Source organism: Streptomyces speibonae (assembly GCF_984686075.1).
Genome location: NZ_OZ480260.1, coordinates 6,526,384 through 6,546,829, shown reverse-complemented (window position 1 = coordinate 6,546,829; position 20,446 = coordinate 6,526,384). Strand labels below are relative to the sequence as shown.

Below are 20,446 nucleotides of genomic sequence, written 5' to 3'. Positions count from 1 at the left end.
CAGGTGTGGGTCGTGTTACGGATTCGCATGTCGCCGGGTCGGGTGCCGTCAGAACTTCCGCACATGTGCGCGCGGGATCACTGCCGGGACGGTGCGGCGGTGGCCGACTCCAGCCACGCGAACACCTCGTCCTGCATGCGCGGCGGGAAGGAGTGCCCGATGCCCGGCCAGGTCTCCGTGCGGAGCCGGTCGTCCGCGCCCAGACCGCGCCACACGGCACGCAGTTTCCCGTAGGCGGTCCGTACGCCCTCGGCGGTGAACAGGTGGTCCTGCTCACCGCCGAGGAACAGCATCGGCTTCGGCGCGGCCATGCTGGCCACATCGGGGATGTCGAGGTGCCGGGCGAGCCCGGGGTGCAGCATGTGGAACGCCGACTGTCCGCGCAGGGTGTTGTTCCCGGGCACCATCATCTCCTTGAGCCCCGTCATCCAGGACACGCTCGCCGCCGCCGCGACGTGGTCGCCGAGCGCGGCGGCCTGCCAGGCGCGGTAGCCGCCCATGGAGAATCCGACGGCGGCGACCCGGCGGGCGTCCACGCCCTCCAGTCCCGCCAGGAAGGCGGCGGCCCGCTGGTCCTCGCGGGCGTGGAGTCCGGCGAGGGAGGAGCCCAGGTGGTAGAGGTTGCTCGCCAGCGCCTGCTGCTGCTCGTAGGCGAGGGGCCCCCGTTCACCCCAGCCGAGCGCGTCGAGGCAGAGCACCACATGGCCGCGCCGGGCGAGTTCGTCGCCCGTGAAGCGTCCGCCGAAGTACCGCCCGGCCCACTCCTCGGCGGAGGCCAGCCGGGTGTCGTCGTACCAGGGCCGGACGCACTTCTCCTTGCCGATGTCGAACCGGGAGCCGTGGTCGTGCAGCAGCAGGACGGCCGGGAAGGGACCGGTGCCGTGCGGGGTGAGCAGGGCGCCGCGGGCCCGGGTGTGGCGGGTGAGCGAGAGGGTCACCAACTGCCGCCGGTAGCCGTCCGCTTCGGGTCCGGACGTGTACTCGGGCGCGTACGGGACCGCCTCCGGCTCGGGCACGACGAGCAGTTCCCCGACCGTGGCCCGGGCCGCCCGGCGCCACTGTCCGAAGTCGCGGAGCGGCGAGGTGCCCCAGGCCAGCGGGAACTCCAGGTCGTCCCTGAGCGCCCGGAACAGTGCGGGCGGGCCGGGTACGGCGGTCATCGGCGGGGCCGCCAGTCGCCGAGATACGTCTCCCCGGTGTGCGCGGCGGCCTCGGCGCGGGTGGGCTGGGGCCGGTTCTCCGGCACGGTGATGGCGGCGCCCGGCCCGGTGTTGCGGTACTCCCGGAACCGCTGCTCCTGCCAGGGGTGGGCGTCCCGCATGTCGGCGTAGGGCGCGACAGCGTCGATGCCCGCGGCGAGGTGGATCTCGCGCACGGTGAGCATGGGACGGGCGGTGGTGTCGGAGCTGGGCCCCCAGGGGCGGGCCGGCTTGTAGTGGCCGTCGGGCGCCTCGCTGCTGATCCTGCCGCGGGTGACCAGGTAGCCGCAGGGGTTGGCACCCGCGGTGGAGGGCGCGAAGACGAAGCCGTAGGGGGCGGCCGAGAGGTCGGGGCGGACCAGGGTGCGGAAGTGGCAGCGCTCGAAGCCGGCGGTGGCCCGGCCGAAGACGGAGTCGACGTCACCCTCGGCGTAGCAGTGGGCGAAGTACTGGCGGGCGAAGGTGTCCGGGGAGCGGGTGCCGGCGTACAGGGTGTCCTGGTGCCCGAGGAAGCGGCAGTGGAGGAAGGCGCTGCGGTCGCCCTGCACCTTGAGGGCGACGGCCTGGGTGCCGCTGGTGCAGGGGAGGTCGGTGCGCGGCCAGTCGTTGGCGAAGGTGATCCGCAGGGCGGTGAAGCCGTCGGGGCGCAGGGTGGTGGCCGAGCCGGAGGTGCCGTAGGTGCCGGAGCCGTCCGGTCTGGGGGTGCCGGCCGCGTTGTTGAAGACGATCACCACGTCGCGGGGGTCGTCGGAGGCGCCGAGCCAGGTCATGCCGGTGCGGTCGGCGTCGGCCGAGACCGTCCCGCGGTGGACGCCGGGCGCGATGACCAGGGTGCGTCCGGTGCCGGTGGCGGCGGTCACGGCGGCCTGGACGGTGGTGAAGTCACCGGCGCCGCGCGGGTGGACGTACAGGGTCCTCGGGGTGAGGCGGGCGGACGGTGATCCGTAGCGGCCGAACGGGCCGTGCGGCCGGCGGCCGGCCTGCGCCGGGGCGGCGGACAGGGCGAGCGCGGACCCGGCCGTGGCGCCGGTGAGCAGAAAGGTCCTTCTGGACAGCGGTGTGGACATGCGAGTGCTCCTTGGGTGGAGCCGGCGGGCCGCTGCGGTCCGCGGTGGGGCGGACCGCAGCGGCAGCCGGCCGGGCGGGTCAGCGGATGCGGCCGGCGCCCGCGCCGAGCTCGACCAGCACCGGGACCGCCCAGGCGGGGTGGACCGCGGTGCGCAGGGTGGGCGTCCAGCCGGCGCCGGGCCGCAGGGTCTCGGCCGGGATCTCCGCGTTGTGCACGGCGATCAGGTCCGTGCGCCTGCCGTTGACCACGTTGTGGGCGGCGGTGACCGGCGCCTCGCTCCACTTCTTGAGGATCTTCGCCGGGCTGATGCCCTTCGCCAGGGTGAAGGCGTTGTGCTCGGCGACGAGTTGGGACTCCTTGCCGATGCCGAAGCTGTAGGAGTAGCCGTCCTCCGCCACGAAGTGGTTGTTGTACACGTCGACCTGTCCGAAGCGGACGCGCGGTGCGCGCTCGACCAGGTTCGAGAACAGGTTGTGGTGGAAGGTCGTCTTGAGCCTGCCCCGGTCGCCGACGGCGGTGGACTCGCTGTCGCTGTTGCCGATGAGGATCGTCTTGTCGTGCTCGGTGAAGACGTTCCAGGAGGCGGTGACGTAGTCGGCGCCCCGGACGATGTCCAGCTCGCCGTCGTGCTGCTGGTAGAGCATGCCGAAGTGGGTCGGTGCCTCGCTGTCGGGGTGGTCGCCGTCGGTGAAGGTGTTGTGGTCCAGCCAGACGTGGGTGGAGCCGTACACGACGGCGGTGTCGTACTCGGAGTTCCAGTTGCCCCGGCTGCCGTCGGTCGGGTCCCACTGCGGGAAGCAGTCGACCGGGCTCTCGAGGGTGAGGTTGCGGACGATGACGTTGTCCACGCCCTTGATCTGCAGACTGGCACCCTTGATGGCGGCGTTCCTGCCGACTCCGATGATCGTGGTGTTGGACGGGATGTCCGCCTTGAGGGCCACGTCCTGCCGGGCGGCGGACGCCCTGCGCAGCCCCTCCGGGCTGTCGTCGGGCTCGGCGCTCAGGTCCCGCTCCAGGCCCCAGGTCTCCGGCGCGTACGCCTCCAGGTAGGCGTCGAAGTCGTAGCCGGGCGCGGCGAACGCCTCGCAGCCCTCAGAGACCGCGTCGATGGTCCCCTTCACCTTGACGATCTTCGGGGTGTCTCCGCCGTCCGCCAGGGCCGCCTTGAACTCGGCCCAGGTGCGCACGGTGTGGACGTGCTCGCGGTCGGCGTGGGCGCCTCCGGTGGTGCCGGTGCCGTAGGAGGCCCAGCCGTCGCCCGCGCCCAGTGTCTGCCGGGCGGCGTCACGGTGGTGGTGCGACGGGGAGTGGGCCTGGGCGCCGGTGCCGGTCAGGGCCAGCACGAGGGCGGCGCAGCCGGCCACCGAGGCGGCTCTCAACGTGGCATGCCCATGCCATCCAGATGTGTGCATGTCGCGGCTCTCCTTCTCCATGGTCCAGGGGTGTCGGCCGACGGCCGCGGTCAGCCCATCTGCTCGTCCCATTCCGCCTGCGCCTCGTTCAGCTGCTCGGCCAGCCCGTCCAGGAACTCCTTCGCGCTCATGTCCCCCAGCAGCACCTTCTGGAAGTTCGGCTCGTTCTCCGCCTTGGAGATCGTGTTCCAGTCCGGCAGGTAGTACGGCAGTTGCACGATGCTCGTGGACCCGTCGCTCAACGCGTCCGCCGCCAGCTTCGTGGGCTCGGCCTTGCCGATCCACTCGTCCTTCGCGGCGTCCAGGTGCGCCGGCACCTGCCCCGCCGACTCGTTGAACTTCGAGTTGGACCGCGCCGACGTGGCGAACTCGATGAACTTCCAGGCGGCCTCCTTGTTCTTGGAGGTCTTGAACATGCCGATGCCGTCGACCGGGTTGGAGACCTGGACGCGCTTGCCACCGGGCCCGGTCGGCTGCGGAATGCCCCGGAACCTGTCGGCACCGAGGGCCTTCACATGGTCCTGGTAGGAACCGAGGTTGTGGTTCAGCATGCCGATCTCGCCGGAGTCCCACTGCGCGACCATCTTGGTGAAGTCGTTGTTGAGGTCGGCGGCGGGGGTGACCTTCTTGAACAGACCCGCGTACTTCTCCAGGGCCTGGACGTTCTTCGGGTCGTTGACCGTGGTCTTCTTGCCGGTGGAGTCCCAGAAGGAGGTGATGCCGGACTGGCCGTACATCGCGTCCAGGGCCTGGGCGATGGAGCCGGCACCGCCGCGGATGGTGTAGCCGAACTTGTTGGCGCCCTTGTCGGTGAGCTCCTCCGCGGCCTCGTAGAACCGGTCCCAGGTGGTCGGCTCCTCCAGGCCCGCCTTCTCGAAGAGGTCGGTGCGGTAGTAGAGGACACCGTTGTTGGCCGAGGTGGGGACCGAGTACAGCTTGCCGTCGCCGCCGCCGGCCGCCCGCAGCGACTCGATCATGTCCTTGTTGAGCTTGCCGCTGAGGGACGACTCGCCGAGCCGGTCGTCCAACGGGTCGAGGGCGCCCTGGGCGGCGAAGCCCGCGAGCATCGAGGCGCTGATGCCGCCGACGTCCGGCAGGCCCCCGCCCTGGATGGCGGTGTCGACCTTGGACTGGTACTCGGTGGAGGCGATGCCGACGTACTGGACGTCGATGTCCGGGTTCGCCTTCTCGAAGTCGGCGATGATCTGCTTCCAGATCTCGGTGCGCACACCGCCGTTGTTGTCCCAGAAGACGATCTCGCCCGTGCCGCTGCCCTCGGCACCGTCGCCCGCGCCGCTGCCGTCGTCGCCGCAGGCGGTGGCGGTCAGCGCGAGCACGGCCCCCAGGGCGACGGCGGCCGATGTGCGACGGCCTCTGCCGGTGCTGTTTCCGAGAATGCTGATCTTCATTGGTCGGCTCTCTTCTTCCGGATACGGATCCTGAACTGCGTGAACGTGGCGGTGCCGGCGTGCCCCTGGCCGGAGGGCGCCAGGGCGACCAGGCCGAGCAGGGCACCGACCCAGCGCCAGGGCGTGGCGGCGAAGACCTGGCCGGAGGGGCGCAGGCCGTCCCCGGTGTCGTACGAGAAGCGGCAGCGCGCACCGGCGTCGACGTCGATGCGCAGCCGGGCCCGGCCGCCGGGGGCCGGCTGCGCGTGAGCGGCGTCCCGTTCCCTCTCCGCGACCGTCTCGGCGAACCGGTGCACCAGGTGCACCGGGCCGTCGGCGCCCCGCTGGAGCCCGATCCAGCGGTAGGCGTCGCCGAGGACCGCGAGTCCGGCGCGTGCCCCGGGCTCCTCGCTGTCGAGCCGCAACTCCACCTCGACGGTGCACGGTGTGCCGGGCAGCCGCTGGGTGAGGACGTTGGGCAGTCTGCGCAGGTCGTGTGCGTCGGCGGACCGTACGCAGGTCAGCCGCAGCCCGTCCGCGGAGTGCTGGGTGGCCCAGCCGTCCCGGGGGTTGGCGGTCCACTGCCACTGCCGGCCGTGACGGCCGCCGGGGAAGTCGTCGTCGGTGGCGGGCATGGCGGGCGGCTGCGCGGGCAGGTCCGGACGGCGGTGCTCCGTGACGGGGGCGCCGTCGTCCCCGAGCACCGGCCAGCCTTCCGGGTCCCAGCGCATCGGCTGGAGGTGCACGACACGGCCGTACGCCCCGCGCTGCTGGAAGTGCAGGAACCAGTCCTCCCCCGAGGGGGTGCGCACCCATCCGCCCTGGTGCGGGCCGTTGACGTCGGTGTCCCGCTGTTCCAGGACCGTCTTCTCCTCGTACGGCCCGAAGAACGCGCGGGAGCGGAAGGCGCCCTGCCACCCGGTCTCCACTCCCCCGGCGGGGGCGAGGATCCAGAACCAGCCGTCGTGCCGGTAGAGCTTGGGCCCCTCCAGGGTGAACCAGCCGGGGATGCGGTCGCCGTCGACGATCACCTTGCCCTCGTCGAGGAGTTCGGTGCCGTGCGGGTGCATCCGGTGGCCGGTGAGGCGGTTCTTGATGCCGGAGCGGGACTTGGCCCAGGCGTGCACGAGGTAGGCCTCGCCGGTCTCGTCGTCCCACAGCGGGCAGGGGTCGATCAGTCCCTTGCCGGCCTTCACCAGGTGCGGCCGGCTCCAGGGGCCGCGGATCCGGGGGGCGTTGACCTGGAAGATGCCCTGGTCGGGGTCGCCCCAGAAGATCCAGAAGCGGTCGTCGTGGTGGCGCAGGGCGGGGGCCCAGACCCCGCAGTCGTGCCGGGGCACCGCGAACTCGGCCTCGGGCTCGAGCCGGTCCAGGGCGTGGCCGACGAGGGTCCAGTCGACCAGGTCGCGGGAGTGGAGCAGGGGCAGACCGGGGACGCGTCCGAAGCTGGAGGCGGTCAGGTAGAAGTCGTCGCCGACCCGGATCACGTCCGGATCGGACCAGTCGGCGTTCAGGACCGGGTTGCGGTAGGTGGACTCCGTGCGCCCGGCGCTCATGGGCTCACCGCCTTGCGGACCAGGGCGGCGGCCTCGTCCCTGCCGAGGCGGCCGTCGGCGACCACCGAGACGATCCGGCGGACGACGGTCTCGCCGGGCGGGACCGGCAGCCGGGCGTCGTGGGCGAGGGACGAGCCGACGCCCGGGTACTCGGCGGTGCGGACGAACCAGGGGTCGCGCCGGGCCGGCCCGGTCGCCCCGGCGAAGACCAGGGTCCAGGTGGACCCGGCGAGCGCGAGCCAGTCGGCCGGCCTGCCGTGGACCTCGCGCTCCCCCTCGGCGCCGGCGGTGAAGACGTCCGGTGCCGTCCCCTCCTTGCGGGCCCGCCAGAAGAAGCCGCCGTAGGCGGCGCCGGGGCGGCCGTTGGTCGCGGGGCTGCCGAGGGACAGCGGTCCTGCGGTGACGTTGGTGAGGGAGAAGGTGATGTCCAGCGCCCAGGCGGTGTCGGTGAGCGGGGTGGCGGCGACCGTGCGGCGCTCGCGCAGCAGCTCGCCGGGCGGGGCCATCCAGCGCAGCTCCTCGACGAACCCGTCGGGGTCGCGCAGCTGGTAGGCGGCGTGCCGCTGGGAGCCGTGGTTGTCCAGCTCGGTCGGGCCCCGGTCGCGGACGTAGGTGCGTCCGCCCCAGAAGTTGAACCCCTCGACGTCGGGAACGGCGACACCGACGCCGAGGTGGTGGGTGTGGTCGGCGGGGCTCAGTTCGGTGACGGCCGTGCCGGCCAGGGTGGTGACGGGGTGCAGGTAGGGCCGCGGGGAGAGCCGGGCGGGCAGTTCGGGCCGGGTGACGTACCGGCCGACGGGCCGGCCCGCGACGCGCAGCACCACGGAGTCGTTGCCGGTCATCGGGTGCTCACCTCTTTCGGCAGATGGTGATCGGGCAGCGCCCAGGGGGCGCCCAGCTCGGAGTAGAGGGACAGGCTGTCGGCGGCGGCCGCGACGAGACCGTCGACGCCGGGCACGACCCGGCGGTCCTCGCCCGGGACGCGGTGCCAGGCGCCGGCGGGCAGCGGGGCCGGGTCGGGAGCCGTGCGGATCGCCTCGACGACCCGCATGAAGGCGCCGGTGTCGTCCGGGGTGACCAGCAGCGGGGTGCGGTCCGTGAGATGGGCGACGAGGTTCTCCAGCAGGTCGGTGCGGTCGAACCGCAGCTCCTCGGGGCCGTGGCCCGCGCGCTGGAGCAGGACGCGGTCCTGCTTGTACCAGAGGGTGATCCGGCCGGCGGTGCCGTGCACCATGACGTACGGCTCGTCCGCCCGCTCGGCGCACAGCGTCGCGGCGACGGTGACCGAACCGCCCTGTGCGGTGGTGACGCGGACGCAGGAGGTGTCGTCGGACTCGATGTCGTGGGCGCGCAGCAGCTCGGTCTCGATGCCGGCGACGTCCTCGGCGCGGGTGCCGCCGGCGAGCGCGAGGGCGGTGGCGACGGCGTGGGCCAGCGGGTTGGTGAGCGCCCCGTCGACCACGTCGGCGCCGTTCAGCCGGCGCCGGCCGGCCCAGGGCGCCCGCCGGAAGTAGGCCTCGGGCCGCACCCAGGCACCGGCCCCGCCGATGCCCACCACCCGGCCGACGGCGCCCTCGGCGACCAGGGCGCGGATCGCGGGCACGGCGTGCGAGCCCAGCGACTGGAAGCCGATCTGGCAGGCGGTCCCGGCCGCGGCGACCCCGTCGGCCATGCGGCGGAACTCGGCGTACGACGGTGCCGGCGGCTTCTCCAGCAGGACGTGCACACCCCGCGAGGCCGCCGCGAGGGCGAGGTCGGTGTGGGTGGGGATCGGGGTGCAGATCACCGCGGCCCGGGCGCCGGTGGAGTCGAGCAGTGCGCCGAAGTCGGAGGACTGCTCGGGGAGTTCCCCGCCGAACTCGTCCTCGGTGAGCGGGGTGAGCTCGCAGACGCCGGCCAGCCGTACGACTCCCTGTTTCTGGAGCCGGCGGATGTTTTCCACATGCCAGCGGCCGTGACCGCGGGCACCGGCGAGGACGACGGGAACGGGCGAACGGGACGTCATCCCTTCACCGCCCCCGCGCTGAAGCCGGTGATCAGCCACTTCTGGATGAAGGCGAACACGATCACCACCGGGACGGCCGCGATGATACCGCCCGCCGCGAGTGCGCCGAGGTCGACGCTGTCCGCGCTCATCAGGGTGTTGAGGCCGACCGGGATGGTCTGCTTCTCCTGGTTGTTGAGGAACATCAGGGCGAACAGGAAGTGGTTCCAGGAGTGGACGAAGGCGAAGGAGCCGACGGCGATCAGACCGGGCCGCAGCAGCGGCAGGACGACCACACGGAAGGCCCGCATCCGGTTGCAGCCGTCGACCCAGGCGGCCTCCTCCAGCGAGTACGGCACGTTCTTGATGAAGTTGCTGATCAGGATCATCGACAGCGGAAGCTGGAAGACCGTCTCGGCGATGATGACGCTGCCGAGGGAGTTGATCATCTGCAGTTCGGCGAAGATCTCGAACAGCGGGACCAGGAGCAGAGCGCCGGGCACGAACTGGGAGCAGAGCAGGGCCAGCATGAACGCCCGCTTGACCTTGAAGTCGAACCGGGCGAGCGCGTATCCGCCGGCCAGGGCCACCAGGGTCGTCATGATCAGGGTGGCGACGCCGACCAGCACGCTGTTCTGGAAGAAGGTGCCGAAGCTGCGGTCCGTCCAGACCTTCTCGAAGTGGACGGTGGTCATCGGCCAGGGCACGAGCGAGGTCGACCCGGCCGGGCGCAGCGCGAAGAGCAGGATCCAGTAGAAGGGAATGAGGGTGAACACGAGGTAGATCCCCAGGGGCAGGTAGATCTGCCAGCGGGGTGCCTCGTCCCAGGCCCGGCGCGGCTTCGCCGGCCGCGGCGGCTCGAGGGCGGCGGGCGCGGGGGCGGGGGCGGCCGCGGTGGCCTCCTTGGTGATCACTTCTCGCCTCCGAACTTGCTCAGGCGCAGGTAGACCATCGAGCAGAAGAGCAGGATCACGAACGCCACCGTGGTCAGGGCCGACGCGTAGCCGAAGTCATGGGCGTCGACCGAGGTGTTGGCGATGTACAGCGGCAGCGTCGTGGTCACGCCCGCCGGGCCGCCGCCGGTCAGCGTGTAGAGCAGGTCGACGTTGTTGAACTCCCACACCATGCGCAGCAGCGTGGACAGGATGATGGCGTCCTTCAGATGCGGCAGCGTGATGTGCCAGAACTGCTTGAAGCGGCTTGCGCCGTCGACCTCGGCGGCCTCGTAGAGGTCCTTCGAGACGGACTGGAGGTCGGCGAGGATGAGGATCGCGAAGAAGGGGACGCCGCGCCACAGGTCGGCGACGACCGCGGCCGGGAAGACGGTGGAGGTGTCCGACAGCCAGCTGACGCCGTAGTCGCCGATCCCCATGTCCGCGAGGTAACGGGTGATGCCGGTCTGGGAGTTGTAGAGGAGCACCCAGATCGCGGAGGTCAGCACGCCGGAGACGGCCCACGGGGAGAACACGAGGGCGCGGCCCAGTCCGCGGCCGACGAAGGTCTGGTTGACGATGAGGGCGAGGGCCAGTCCGAACAGCAGCTGCAGTCCGACCTCGACGAAGACCCACTTGGCGCTGAAGACGAGGGAGTCCCAGAACAGCGGGTCCTCGGTGAAGATGCGGGTGAAGTTGTCGAAGCCCGCGAAGCCGTTGCGCCACGGCTTGGTGGGGTTGTAGTCCTGCAGGCTGTAGTAGAAGACGCTGAGCACCGGGTACGCGATGAACCCCAGCATGAGCAGGGCGGCCGGCGCGATCAGCAGGTACGGGAGCCTGCGGGGCGTGGCGGAGACACGGCGCCGCCGGGGTGGCGCGGGCGGTTTCGCCACGGCTGCGGCTCGGGCCATGACTGTTCTCCGTTTCTCGGTACGTCGTGCTGTGTGGTGCCGTGCGGGGGAAGCGCTTTCTTCGTAGGTGTGCGAGGTTCGGCCCCGCGGTCGGCGGGTCAGCCGGCGTAGGGGTCCTGGACGGTGCCCGGGCGGGCGAGGAATTCGAAGTCACAGCCGGTGTCGGCCTGGGTGATCTGGTCGTTGTAGAGCGCGCCGTAACCGCGCTCGTAACGCGCGGGCGGCGGCGTCCACCGCGCCCTGCGGCGCTGAAGCTCCTCGTCGTCCACGTCGAGCCGGAGCGTGCGGTTCTCGACGTCCAGGGTGATCGGGTCGCCGGTGCGCACCAGGGCCAGCGGCCCGCCGACGTACGACTCCGGGGCGATGTGCAGCACGCAGGTGCCGTAACTCGTGCCGCTCATGCGGGCGTCGGAGATCCGCACCATGTCCCGCACGCCCTGCTTGAGCAGGTGCTCGGGCAGCGGCAGCATCCCGTACTCGGGCATGCCCGGGCCGCCCTTGGGACCGGCGTTGCGCAGCACCAGCACGCTGTCGGCGGTGATGTTCAGCGCCGGGTCGTTGATGGTCCGCTGCATCTCCTTGTAGTCGTCGAAGACGACGGCGGGACCGGTGTGCCGCAGCAGGTGGGGCTCGGCGGCGATGTGCTTGATGACGGCGCCGTCCGGGCAGAGGTTGCCGCGGAGCACGGCGACCCCGCCCTCGCCGGCCACCGGGTTGTCGCGGGCGCGGATGACGTCGTCGTCGTGCACCTGCGCGCCGGCGATCTGCTCGCGCAGGGTGTCGTGGCAGACGGTGGGCCTCTCGAGGTGGAGCAGGTCGGGTATCCGGGAGAGGAATCCGGGCAGTCCGCCCGCGAAGTGGAAGTCCTCCATCAGGTACGTCTGTCCACCGGGCCGCACGTTGGCCAGCACCGGGACGGTGCGGGCGATGCGGTCGAAGTCGTCGAGGGTGAGCTTGACGCCGGCGCGCCCGGCCATGGCGATCAGATGGATGACGGCGTTGGTGGAGCCGCCGAGTCCGAGGACGGTCGTGACCGCGTCCTCGAAGGCGTCCGCGGTGAGGATGTCGCTCAGCCTGCGGTCCTTGTGGACCAGTTCGACGATCGTCATGCCCGCCTTCGCGGCCATCCGGTCGTGCCCGGAGTCGACGGCCGGGATGCTCGAGGCGCCCGGCACGGTGACGCCGAGGGCCTCGGCGGCGGCCGTCAGTGTGGACGCCGTACCCATCGTCATGCAGTGACCGGGCGAGCGGGCCAGGCCGCTCTCCAGTTCCTGCACCTCGCAGTCGCCGATGACACCGGCCCGCTTGTCGTCCCAGTACTTCCACATGTCGGTACCGGACCCGAGGGTCTCGCCGCGCCAGTGTCCGGGCAGCATGGGCCCCGCGGGCACGAAGACGGTGGGCAGGTCGGCGCTGGCGGCACCCATCAGCAGGGCGGGCGTGGACTTGTCGCAGCCGCCCATCAGCACGGCCCCGTCGACCGGGTACGACCGCAGCAGTTCCTCGGTCTCCATGGCGAGGAGGTTGCGGTAGAGCATGGGGGTCGGCTTCTGGAAGGTCTCGCTGAGGGTGGAGACCGGGAACTCCAGCGGGAAGCCGCCCGCCTGCCACACCCCCCGCTTCACGGCCTGCGCGCGGTCACGCAGGTGGACGTGACAGGGATTGATGTCCGACCAGGTGTTGAGGATCGCCACGACGGGCTTGCCCAGGTGCTCCTCGGGCAGATAGCCGAGCTGGCGGGTGCGGGCGCGGTGGCTGAAGGAGCGCAGTCCGTCCGTGCCGTACCACTGGTGGCTGCGGAGCTGTTCGGGCGCCTTCACAGGGACCACCCGGCGGCGATGGCGGCGACCTCGGCGCGCTCGCTCTCCGGCAGCGGTCTGCTCGGCGGGCGGACCTCGCGGCGGCACAGGCCGAGGGAGGCGAGGGCCTCCTTGACGACGGTGACGTTGTCGGCGGAGCCGTTGGCGGCGCGCAGTTCCTCGAAGCGGCGGATCTGCTCCCACACCTTCATGGCGGTCGGGTAGTCGCCGGAACGCAGCGCCTCGATCATGTTCAGCGAGACGGACGGGGCGACGTTGACCAGCCCGGAGGTGAAGCCGGTGGCGCCGGCCGAGAAGTAGGAGGGGGCGTACGGCTCGGCGAGTCCCGCCACCCACACGAACCGCTCCAGACCCGCGTCCCGGGCGAAGGCGGCGAACCTCGCCGCGTCCGGCAACGCGTACTTGACGCCGATGACGTTGGGGCAGGTGTCGGCGAGTTCGGCGAGCCGGGCGCCGGTGAGCCGGTCGTTGCGGATGTAGGGGACGACGCCGAGTTCGGGGACGGCCTCGGCGATGGCGCGGTGGTACTCGACCCAGCCGCTCGGGGAGACGTAGGGGTGGACGGGCTGGTGCACCATCACCATCTGCGCACCGAGTTCACGGGCGTGGCGTGCGGAGTCGATGGCGGTGGGCACGTCGTGGCCCACGCCGGCCAGGATCACCGAGCGGCCGCCGGCCTCCTCGACGGTCAGCTCCGTGACCAGGCGGCGCTCTTCGGGGGTCAGGGCGTAGAACTCGCCGGTGTTGCCGTTGGGGGTGAGGGTCGTGATGCCACGGTCGAGGAGACGACGCAGCAGGGCCCGGTAGGTGCCCGGGTCGACGGAGCCGTCCTCGGCGAACGGGGTCACCGGGATCGCCACCACGTCGGCCAGGGCCGCCCGCTGCGTCTCGAACGTCGTCGTCATGCCTGACCGTCCTCTTTCCGGGCTTCCGGTTTCTGGGCTTCCGGGGCCGCCTCGAGGTCCGCTTCGGGGAAGGCCCGTCGCACGAACGACGCGATGTGCGAGTGCAGGGCGCGCGCCGCGCCGTCCGCGTCGCCGTCGAGGGCGAGGCGCAGGATCTCCCGGTGCTCGTCGGCCTCCCGCTCCCAGGAGGGGTCGGCGGCCCAGGCGACGGCCGAGACGAGGGCGGCCTGGTCACGGACCTCGTCGAGCATCCGGCCGAGCAGCGGGTTGCCGCACGGCACGTAGAGGGCACGGTGGAACTCGCGGTTGGCCAGCGACCGTTCGGCCGTGTCGGTGGCGTCGTCGGCGCGGGTCAGCGCGTCGCGTGCGGCGTCCAGGGAGGCGCCACGGCGCACGGCGCGCTGGAGCGCCTCGGGTTCGAGGAGCAGGCGCACGTCGTAGACCTCGCGCGCCATGTCCGCGTCGACCATGCGCACCGTGACGCCCTTGTACTGGCTCATCACCACCAGACCCGTGCCGGCCAGGGTCTTGAGCGCCTCGCGCACCGGGGTCTTGGACACCCCGAACTGTGCGGCGAGGTCGGTCTCGACCAGGGCCTGGCCCGGTGTGAACCGGCCGGTGAGGATGCGGCGTTTGATCTCCTCCAGCACGTACTGCGTGCGGGAGGGGATCGGCGTGGGCACAGAGGTCATGCGCGCCTCTCGGGTCTCGCGTATCTCGCGTATCGCGTCTCATATATGACGTACGAAGTACGACGAGGGTGACCGTAGGAGTGGCCCGAGCTTTCGTCAATGCCTCCGACACAAGAAGTGCCGTCAGGCCGGGCGCGTCCAGCCCGGGTCGCGGCCGCTCAGACCGACCGTCCGGTCGAGGAGGGGCGCCTCCGGCGGGACGGGGACGACGGGGCCGAAGAGGCCGTCGCCCCGGTCGTTCTCCTCGGCGGCGGCGCGGAGGAAGGCGTGTGCGGTCTCCAGCGCGGCGGGGTCGGGCGCGTACGGCTGCCCGGTGGCACGGGCCAGGTCCCAGGCGTGGATCACCAGTTCGTCGAGGACGACGGCGCCGGCGACGTCGCCCGGCAGGTCCACGCCCCCGGCGCGGGTCATACCGGTCCAGGCCCGCGGGTCCCGCCAGACCTCGGCCAGCTCGTCGAGCACCTTGGGCAGCTCCTCGCGCCAGCCGGGCGCGAGCTCCGGCAGGGCGGTGCCGGGGTCGGTGTCGGTGGTGGCGCCGAGGTCCTTGCGCCCGGCGTCACGGAAGGCGACGGCCAGTCCGAGGAGGTGGCCCAGCAGGGTGCCCACGGGGTACTGCGGGCAGGGCGTCGGGTCCGCCAGCCGCGCGTCGGAGACGCCCTCGGCGAGGCGTGCCACGATCCGCGTCTGCGGTCCGAGGTCGAGCAGGGTGTCGGTCATCGGTTGCTCCCGTGTGACGGTGGCGTACGAAGGGATGACCGACGGCGGCCCCGGAACTCATCGGCGGCCGCGGTGCGCGTCAGCGTTCGGCGAGCGGGGCGGGGGCCTCCTGGACCACCCAGCCGTTGCCGTCCGGGTCCTGGAAGAAGAGGAAGGAGTTCCAGGTCTCGGTGCCCTTGCCCTCCTCCCAGCCGTTCGCCCCCACGTGCCGCACCGGGCCGGCGTCGAGCCCGCGGTCCGCGAGCTCGGCCCTGGCCGCCTCGATGTCCGTGACGCACATCTGCAGGCCCTGGAGCGAACCGGGCGCCATCGCCCGTTGGCCGGGCCCCGGCGGCAGGCCCTGCTGCAGGGCGATGGAACACCGCGAGCCGGGCGGGGTGAGCTGGACGAAGCGGACGCCCTCGGCTGGCGTGACGTCGACGTCGCAGCGGAAGCCGCACCGCTCGACGTAGAACTCCTTGGCCCGCTCCACGTCGGAGACCGGCACCACGATCACCTCGAGCGTCCATTCCATCGCAAGCCCCTCGCCTTCCCGTCCTCGTCCGCGTGCGCGTCCGCGTGATTGTGCCTCAGGTCTCCATGGTCCGGTGCCTTATCGCCCGCGGCCCGCCGGCCGCCGCACCGGTCCGCCTTCCGAGGCATGTGCCCGATGCCCGTCACCCCGCCTTAGAGCCACGATGACCAGGCATGACGACGACATGGACGGCGGTCCGCGTGGTGCGGGACCGCAATGCCGGGCTCTACCTGACCGGGGTGGTGATCTCCGGGTTCGGCACCTCCGCGCTGTGGCTGGCCTCGACGGTGTGGGTCAAGGACCTCACCGGCTCGGACGGGCTCGCGGCCCTGTGCATGCTGGCGATGTGGGCGCCGGCCCTGGCAGGGCCGCTGCTGGGGACGCTCGCCGACCGGATGCGCCGCCGGCCGCTGCTGATCGCCACCAGCCTGCTCATGGCGGGGCTGCTGCTCACCCTGGTCACCGTCGACTCACCGCGCGGGCTGTGGCTGCTCTACGCGGTCCTGTTCGTGTACGGCGCGGCCGGCGCCGTCCATGACGCGGCGGAGTCGGCGCTGATCGCCACCGCCGTGGACCGCTCCCTGCTCGGCGACTTCAACGGGCTGCGGATGACTGCCAACGAGGGCATGAAGCTGGTGGCCCCGCTGGCCGGCGCGGGTCTGTACGCGGCGTACGGCGGGGCGGGCGTCGCCGTCCTGGACGCGGTCACGTTCCTGCTGGCCACGGTGGTGTACGCGTTCCTGCGGGTACGGGAGACCCGGCCGGAGCCGCCTGCGGCCGGGCGGCGGGAGCAGACGGCCGAGGGGGTGCGCCATCTGTGGTCGCACCCGGTGCTGCGCCCGCTCGTGACGGCGGGCGGCGCCACGATGCTGTGCGCGGGGGTCAGCGGGGCGCTGGTCCACGCCGTGGTCGAGGACCTCGGCCACTCGCCCGCCTACGCCGGTGTGCTGTACGCCGTCCAGGGCGCGGGGTCGCTGGCGGTCGGCCTGCTGTCGGGCCCGGCCCTGCGCCGCTTCGGTGCCCGGAACTTCGCGGCGTACGGCATCGCGGTGTCGGCGGTCGCGGTGGCGCTGCGCGCGGTGCCGAACGACCCGCTGGCGTGGGCGTGCAGCGCGGCGATCGGGGTGGGCCTGCCGGCCGTGCTGATCGCCACGCTGACCGCCGTGCAGCACGAGACCCCGGCCCCGCTGCTGGGCCGGGTCACCGCCACGGCCAACACGCTGGTGTTCACCCCGAACGTCCTCGGCCTGGCCACGGGCGCGGCCCTGGTAGAACTCCTCAACCACCGCACCCTGCTGATCACCCTGGCCGCCGCCCTGGCAACCACGTCCTGCCTCCTCCGCTCCCCCGCCCCGGCGCCCAGGTGACCCGCCGGGAGGACCCTCGTCCCCCAACCCCCCGGACCGGCGCACAGCCCCGCCCCTCGCTTCCGACCGGGTCCCGCCCCCACCGCGCCTGCCACCGCGATCCGCGGCCGACTGCCGCCCTCAGCGCCGCAGCCGGGCGGCCTACCTGCCGCCAACCGCGGCTGCCGCCGCGATCCCCGGGCAGTCGTGCCTCCCAGTGCCTCAAGGGCCTGGGAGGTACCCCCAGGGCGATGGGGGTCCCCCCGCTCATGGGGGCACCTCCCGCTCATGGGGGCACCTCCCGCTCGAGCGAAGCCGAGAGTGGGGGAGAAGCCGAGAGTGGCGGAGAAGCCGAGAGTGGGGGAGGCACCCCGCAAACGCCGGGCTGCGCAGACACCCCGCGGACACACACCGAACGCACCACGTCCACCGCCCACCCCGACACGGGCCCGCCGCTGCGGGCAGCACGGCAGGCACCCGCCGGAGCGGCGCGGCCGGCCCGGCCGCACCGCGCGGAGAAACACCGGGCACACCGCGGCGGGCAGCGGCAAGCCCCCGGCCGGAGGGCCCCGCCCCCCGATAGAGGGCAACCGGTGCCGAAGCGGTGGCCCGGGTCCCCGTCCCCCGGGCCACCGCCGCAGCCGGGCGCCGCCCCGTGATCGGCGCCCGCGACCGGTCCGCGTCGGCGTCGGCCCACCCGGGTCGGGTGGTCAGAGGGTGGTCAGGGCCGTGCGGGTGGCGTGCAGGTCCGTGTCCGAGGCCAGGCCCGCGTGGTACAGGCGGAGTTCCGTGGCGCCCAGGTCACGGGCACGGGCCGCGTCGGAGGCGAGGGCGGCCGGGGTGCCGCCCATGCCGGAGACCACCGTGAAGTTGGCGGCGAGGACGGCGCCCTCGGGGGCCTCCCGGGCGAACGGGGGCAGCAGGCCGGGGCCGCCGGTGCAGGGCACGACGACGCCGTCGGCGACGGAGAGGATGTGGGCCGGGTCCACGCCCGCGTTGGCACCGCAGTGGTAGGACTCGGGGTCCGCGTGCAGCAGCACCTGGAAGCCCGCGGGCGCGGCGTCCCGTACGGCCCGGACCGCCTCCTCCTGGAGCGTGCGGGCCGTGTCGTCGCGCCACGCGCGGGTCGCGTCGGCCCGCGTCCCGCCGAGGAGTTTCTCCACGCCCGCCCACCCGCCGTCGGAGGGCGCCCCGCGCCACACCGGCTCCAGCGCGGCCCGTACCGCGGCGGCGAGCTCGTCCGCGTCAAGACCGCGGCCCTGGTAGCCGGTGCGGCAGGCCGGGCAGAAGCACAGGGACATCAGGTACTGCCCGGCGTCCCCGAGCGCCACCCCGGCGATCTTGTCATGGGCGTGCAGATGGGCCAGCCCGTACCAGCCGAGGGACTCCAGTTCGGTACCGCGCGCCCCGGGGCGTACCGCCGCCTCGGCGGCCAGGTCGACGAGGTACGCGCGCGTGGCGGGCTGGGCGACACACGGCGCCCAGGGGTAGCGGTCGCCGTAGGCGTTGACCACGGAGGTGTCCGGATGGTCGGCGCCGAGGCGGGAGTTGTGCGCGAGCACCACCCAGGTGTGCACCTCGAGACCCGCCCCGGCGAGCGCCTCCGCCGCCTCGCCGAAGGCGTCGCCGGGCGCCCAGTCCCCGGCCGGGTACGGGCGCAGGGCGCGGCCGGACCAGCGCTCCCCCGGCGGGTAGAGCACGGCCGCGTGCTCGGCGGTGACGATGCGGTGGCGCGGGTGCCGGGGGGTCAGCGCGCGGGTGGAGTGGTAGGCCGAGGCGAGCGTCACCTGCTCGGTGCCGAGCGCGGCGATCCGCGCGGGCGCCTCCGGGTCCCCGTTGACGTCCCAGGGGTAGACGAATGCCGATGCCTTCACGGACCCTCCTCGAGCAGCGCCTGTCCCCGCTCGATCAGCAGGGCGAGCTGCTTGACATGATCCTCCGTGGGTTCGTGCAGCGGCGGCCGCACCTCCCCCACGTCCAGGCCCCGCATCCGCACGCCCGCCTTGACGAGGGAGACGGCGTAACCACGGCCCTTGGCGCGCAGTTCGACGAACGGCCGGTAGAAGCCGTCGATCAGCCGGTGCGCGGTGGCCGAGTCACCGGTGCGGAAGGCGGTGTGGCAGGCGAGCGCGATCTCGGGCGCGAAGCAGAACACGGCGGACGAGTACAGGGTGACGCCGAGGCCCCGGTAGGCGAGCTGGGTGAGTTCGGCGGTGGGCAGCCCGTTGAAGTAGAGGAAGTCCCCGGCCCGGTCCGCGCGCACCGCGCTGACGATCCGCTGCATCAGGTCGAGGTCGCCGAGGCCGTCCTTGAGACCGACGATCCCGTCGGTGCGGGCCAGTGCGACGACGGTGGGCGGCGTGAACACGGCGTTGTCGCGCTGGTAGACGATCACGGGGAGCGAGGTGGCCGCGGCCACCTCCCGGTAGTGCCGCAGCAGCCCTTCCTGCCCCGCCTTGATGAGGTACGGCGGCATGGCGAGCAGCCCGTCGGCCCCGGCGGCCTCCGCCAGCCGGGCGTAGCGGACCGCCAGCGCGGTGCCGTACCCGGCGCCGGCGACGACGGGCACGCGCCCCTCGGCCGCCTCCACCGCGACCCGGACGCAGTTCTCGAACTCCTCGGGGGTCAGCGCGTGGAACTCACCGGTGCCGCAGCAGGCGAACACCGCCGCGGCACCGGCCTCCACCCCGCGCCGCACATGGAGGCGGTAGGTGTCGAGATCGACGGTGCCGTCGGTCCCGTACGCGGTGACCGGGAAGAACAACGGCCCGCTGGGGACGGTGAGTCGAGCGGCGAGAGGGGCTGACGTCACAAGCTCTCCCTGGTCCATATTCTTGATTTGCGTCCACATCCCTGAACGCGCCTTACGCTACGGCCCCCCGGGGACGCCGGTCAAGCACCCCGTCTCGCCGAGACAGCGGCGAATCCGCGAGTTCCATGCCCCCGCACGGAAGCTTGCGGGATACTTGACGAGCCGCCCCCCGCCTCTTAGCGTGTCCACGGATATGAATGCCGTGCGCTGTTGTGTACGGATGCCGCGGCCGCCGCAAGGAGAATCCGAGGATGCCCGCTCCCCGCACCGTTCTGCTCACCGGCGCCGCCGGCGGACTCGGCACCCTGATGCGGGGACTGCTCCCGGAACACGGCCACACGCTGCGCCTGTTCGACATGCGCCCCATCGACGGCGAGCCGGACGCGATCGTCGCGGACCTGGCCGACCGGGACGCCGTGCGCGAGGCGGTCCGCGGCGTCGACGCGATCGTCCACCTCGCGGGAATCTCCCTCGAGGCGTCGTTCGACAAGATCCTCAAGGCCAACATCGAGGGCACCTACAACCTGTACGAGGCGGCCCGCGAGGAGGGCGTGGGGCGCATCGTCTTCGCCTCCTCCAACCACGCCGTCGGTTACACCCCCCGCCCGCGGGGCGACGACCCCCTCATCCCGGTCGGCACCCCGCGCCGCCCGGACACCTTCTACGGCCTGTCCAAGTGCTTCGGCGAGGACCTCGCCCAGCTCTACTGGGACAAGCACGGCCTGGAGACCGTCTCCGTGCGCATCGGCTCCTGCTTCCCGGAGCCGACCACCGTGCGCATGCTCTCGATCTGGCTGAGCCCCGCCGACGGCGCCCGCCTCTTCCACGCGGCCCTCACCGCCGAGAACGTCGGCCACACCGTCGTCTACGGCTCCTCCGCCAACACCCGCCTGTGGTGGGACCTCGCCTCCGCGCGGGCCCTCGGCTACGAGCCCCGGGACGACTCCGAGCCGTACGCCGGGAAGCTGATCGCCGAGCAGGGCGAACCGGACACCGACGACCCGGCGCACACCCTCCTCGGCGGCTCCTTCGTCACCGACCCGCCGATCTGGCCGTACTGACACACAGCGGCGTATTCACACCCCGCACAGGAGCGGACGGGCACAGAACGGGCCCGTCCGCTCCCGCATGCGGGCATCAGCGCTGCCCGAACTCACGTGACCCGCTGCGGGCATGCAGGTCGAAGACG

18 protein-coding genes are annotated in these 20,446 nt (G+C 72.6%); 2 read left to right on the top strand and 16 right to left on the bottom strand.

The genetic code is table 11. The annotated features are described in order from the left end of the window. Positions 1 to 77: 77 nt before the first annotated feature. From AC5L3C_RS29425 to AC5L3C_RS29360, 14 genes are all read right to left on the bottom strand, one after another. Positions 78 to 1,160: a dienelactone hydrolase family protein gene (locus AC5L3C_RS29425; RefSeq protein WP_493651964.1), complete on the bottom strand. Its 1,083-nt coding sequence runs from the start codon at positions 1,158 to 1,160 to the stop codon at positions 78 to 80. Further along, on the bottom strand, positions 1,157 to 2,266 hold the full coding sequence (locus AC5L3C_RS29420; RefSeq protein WP_493651963.1) for a pectinesterase family protein: 1,110 nt from the start codon (positions 2,264 to 2,266) through the stop codon (positions 1,157 to 1,159). Before AC5L3C_RS29420 ends, AC5L3C_RS29425 begins: the two co-directional genes overlap by 4 nt. A gap of 79 nt (positions 2,267 to 2,345) precedes the next feature. Next, the gene (locus AC5L3C_RS29415; RefSeq protein ID WP_493651962.1) at positions 2,346 to 3,680 is read right to left on the bottom strand and encodes a pectate lyase family protein; all 1,335 of its coding nucleotides are present in this window, start codon (positions 3,678 to 3,680) and stop codon (positions 2,346 to 2,348) included. Positions 3,681 to 3,730: 50 nt separating this feature from the next. Further along, positions 3,731 to 5,089, bottom strand: coding sequence for an ABC transporter substrate-binding protein (locus AC5L3C_RS29410; protein ID WP_493651960.1), 1,359 nt, complete (start codon positions 5,087 to 5,089; stop codon positions 3,731 to 3,733). Further along, positions 5,086 to 6,624 carry a glycoside hydrolase family 43 protein gene (locus AC5L3C_RS29405; protein WP_493651959.1) on the bottom strand — a complete coding sequence of 513 codons (1,539 nt, stop codon included), beginning with the start codon at positions 6,622 to 6,624 and terminating at the stop codon, positions 5,086 to 5,088. The genes AC5L3C_RS29410 and AC5L3C_RS29405 overlap by 4 nt, the downstream gene beginning before the upstream one ends. After that, a complete protein-coding gene (locus AC5L3C_RS29400; RefSeq protein ID WP_493651958.1) occupies positions 6,621 to 7,466 on the bottom strand; it encodes a DUF6807 domain-containing protein in 846 nt (281 codons plus the stop codon). The genes AC5L3C_RS29405 and AC5L3C_RS29400 overlap by 4 nt, the downstream gene beginning before the upstream one ends. Beyond that, complete coding sequence (locus AC5L3C_RS29395) at positions 7,463 to 8,629, bottom strand: Gfo/Idh/MocA family protein (RefSeq protein ID WP_493651956.1); 1,167 nt, start codon at positions 8,627 to 8,629, stop codon at positions 7,463 to 7,465. The genes AC5L3C_RS29400 and AC5L3C_RS29395 overlap by 4 nt, the downstream gene beginning before the upstream one ends. Continuing rightward, positions 8,626 to 9,522: a carbohydrate ABC transporter permease gene (locus AC5L3C_RS29390; RefSeq protein ID WP_493651954.1), complete on the bottom strand. Its 897-nt coding sequence runs from the start codon at positions 9,520 to 9,522 to the stop codon at positions 8,626 to 8,628. The genes AC5L3C_RS29395 and AC5L3C_RS29390 overlap by 4 nt, the downstream gene beginning before the upstream one ends. Continuing rightward, a complete protein-coding gene (locus AC5L3C_RS29385) occupies positions 9,519 to 10,451 on the bottom strand; it encodes a carbohydrate ABC transporter permease (protein WP_493651953.1) in 933 nt (310 codons plus the stop codon). The genes AC5L3C_RS29390 and AC5L3C_RS29385 overlap by 4 nt, the downstream gene beginning before the upstream one ends. A gap of 98 nt (positions 10,452 to 10,549) precedes the next feature. After that, positions 10,550 to 12,280: an L-arabinonate dehydratase gene (araD, locus tag AC5L3C_RS29380; protein WP_493651951.1), complete on the bottom strand. Its 1,731-nt coding sequence runs from the start codon at positions 12,278 to 12,280 to the stop codon at positions 10,550 to 10,552. Then, positions 12,268 to 13,176: a dihydrodipicolinate synthase family protein gene (locus tag AC5L3C_RS29375; protein ID WP_493651949.1), complete on the bottom strand. Its 909-nt coding sequence runs from the start codon at positions 13,174 to 13,176 to the stop codon at positions 12,268 to 12,270. The genes araD and AC5L3C_RS29375 overlap by 13 nt, the downstream gene beginning before the upstream one ends. After that, complete coding sequence (locus tag AC5L3C_RS29370; RefSeq protein WP_493651948.1) at positions 13,173 to 13,868, bottom strand: GntR family transcriptional regulator; 696 nt, start codon at positions 13,866 to 13,868, stop codon at positions 13,173 to 13,175. The genes AC5L3C_RS29375 and AC5L3C_RS29370 overlap by 4 nt, the downstream gene beginning before the upstream one ends. A 123-nt stretch (positions 13,869 to 13,991) precedes the next feature. Further along, complete coding sequence (locus AC5L3C_RS29365; RefSeq protein WP_493651946.1) at positions 13,992 to 14,585, bottom strand: TIGR03086 family metal-binding protein; 594 nt, start codon at positions 14,583 to 14,585, stop codon at positions 13,992 to 13,994. Between the two features lie 79 nt (positions 14,586 to 14,664). Further along, complete coding sequence (locus AC5L3C_RS29360) at positions 14,665 to 15,099, bottom strand: VOC family protein (protein WP_493651945.1); 435 nt, start codon at positions 15,097 to 15,099, stop codon at positions 14,665 to 14,667. A gap of 173 nt (positions 15,100 to 15,272) precedes the next feature. On the opposite strand from AC5L3C_RS29360, the gene AC5L3C_RS29355 reads away from it, so the two are divergent. Beyond that, the gene (locus AC5L3C_RS29355; protein WP_493651944.1) at positions 15,273 to 16,466 is read left to right on the top strand and encodes an MFS transporter; all 1,194 of its coding nucleotides are present in this window, start codon (positions 15,273 to 15,275) and stop codon (positions 16,464 to 16,466) included. A 689-nt stretch (positions 16,467 to 17,155) separates the two neighbouring features. Here the strand turns inward: AC5L3C_RS29355 and AC5L3C_RS29350 are convergent. Both AC5L3C_RS29350 and AC5L3C_RS29345 read right to left on the bottom strand, forming a co-directional pair. Beyond that, on the bottom strand, positions 17,156 to 18,319 hold the full coding sequence (locus tag AC5L3C_RS29350; protein ID WP_493651942.1) for a hypothetical protein: 1,164 nt from the start codon (positions 18,317 to 18,319) through the stop codon (positions 17,156 to 17,158). Continuing rightward, complete coding sequence (locus AC5L3C_RS29345; protein ID WP_493651941.1) at positions 18,316 to 19,257, bottom strand: 5-dehydro-4-deoxyglucarate dehydratase; 942 nt, start codon at positions 19,255 to 19,257, stop codon at positions 18,316 to 18,318. Before AC5L3C_RS29345 ends, AC5L3C_RS29350 begins: the two co-directional genes overlap by 4 nt. Before the next feature lie 251 nt (positions 19,258 to 19,508). Between AC5L3C_RS29345 and AC5L3C_RS29340 the strand changes: the two genes are divergently transcribed. Next, on the top strand, positions 19,509 to 20,318 hold the full coding sequence (locus AC5L3C_RS29340; RefSeq protein WP_493651939.1) for an NAD-dependent epimerase/dehydratase family protein: 810 nt from the start codon (positions 19,509 to 19,511) through the stop codon (positions 20,316 to 20,318). Positions 20,319 to 20,446: the final 128 nt, after the last annotated feature.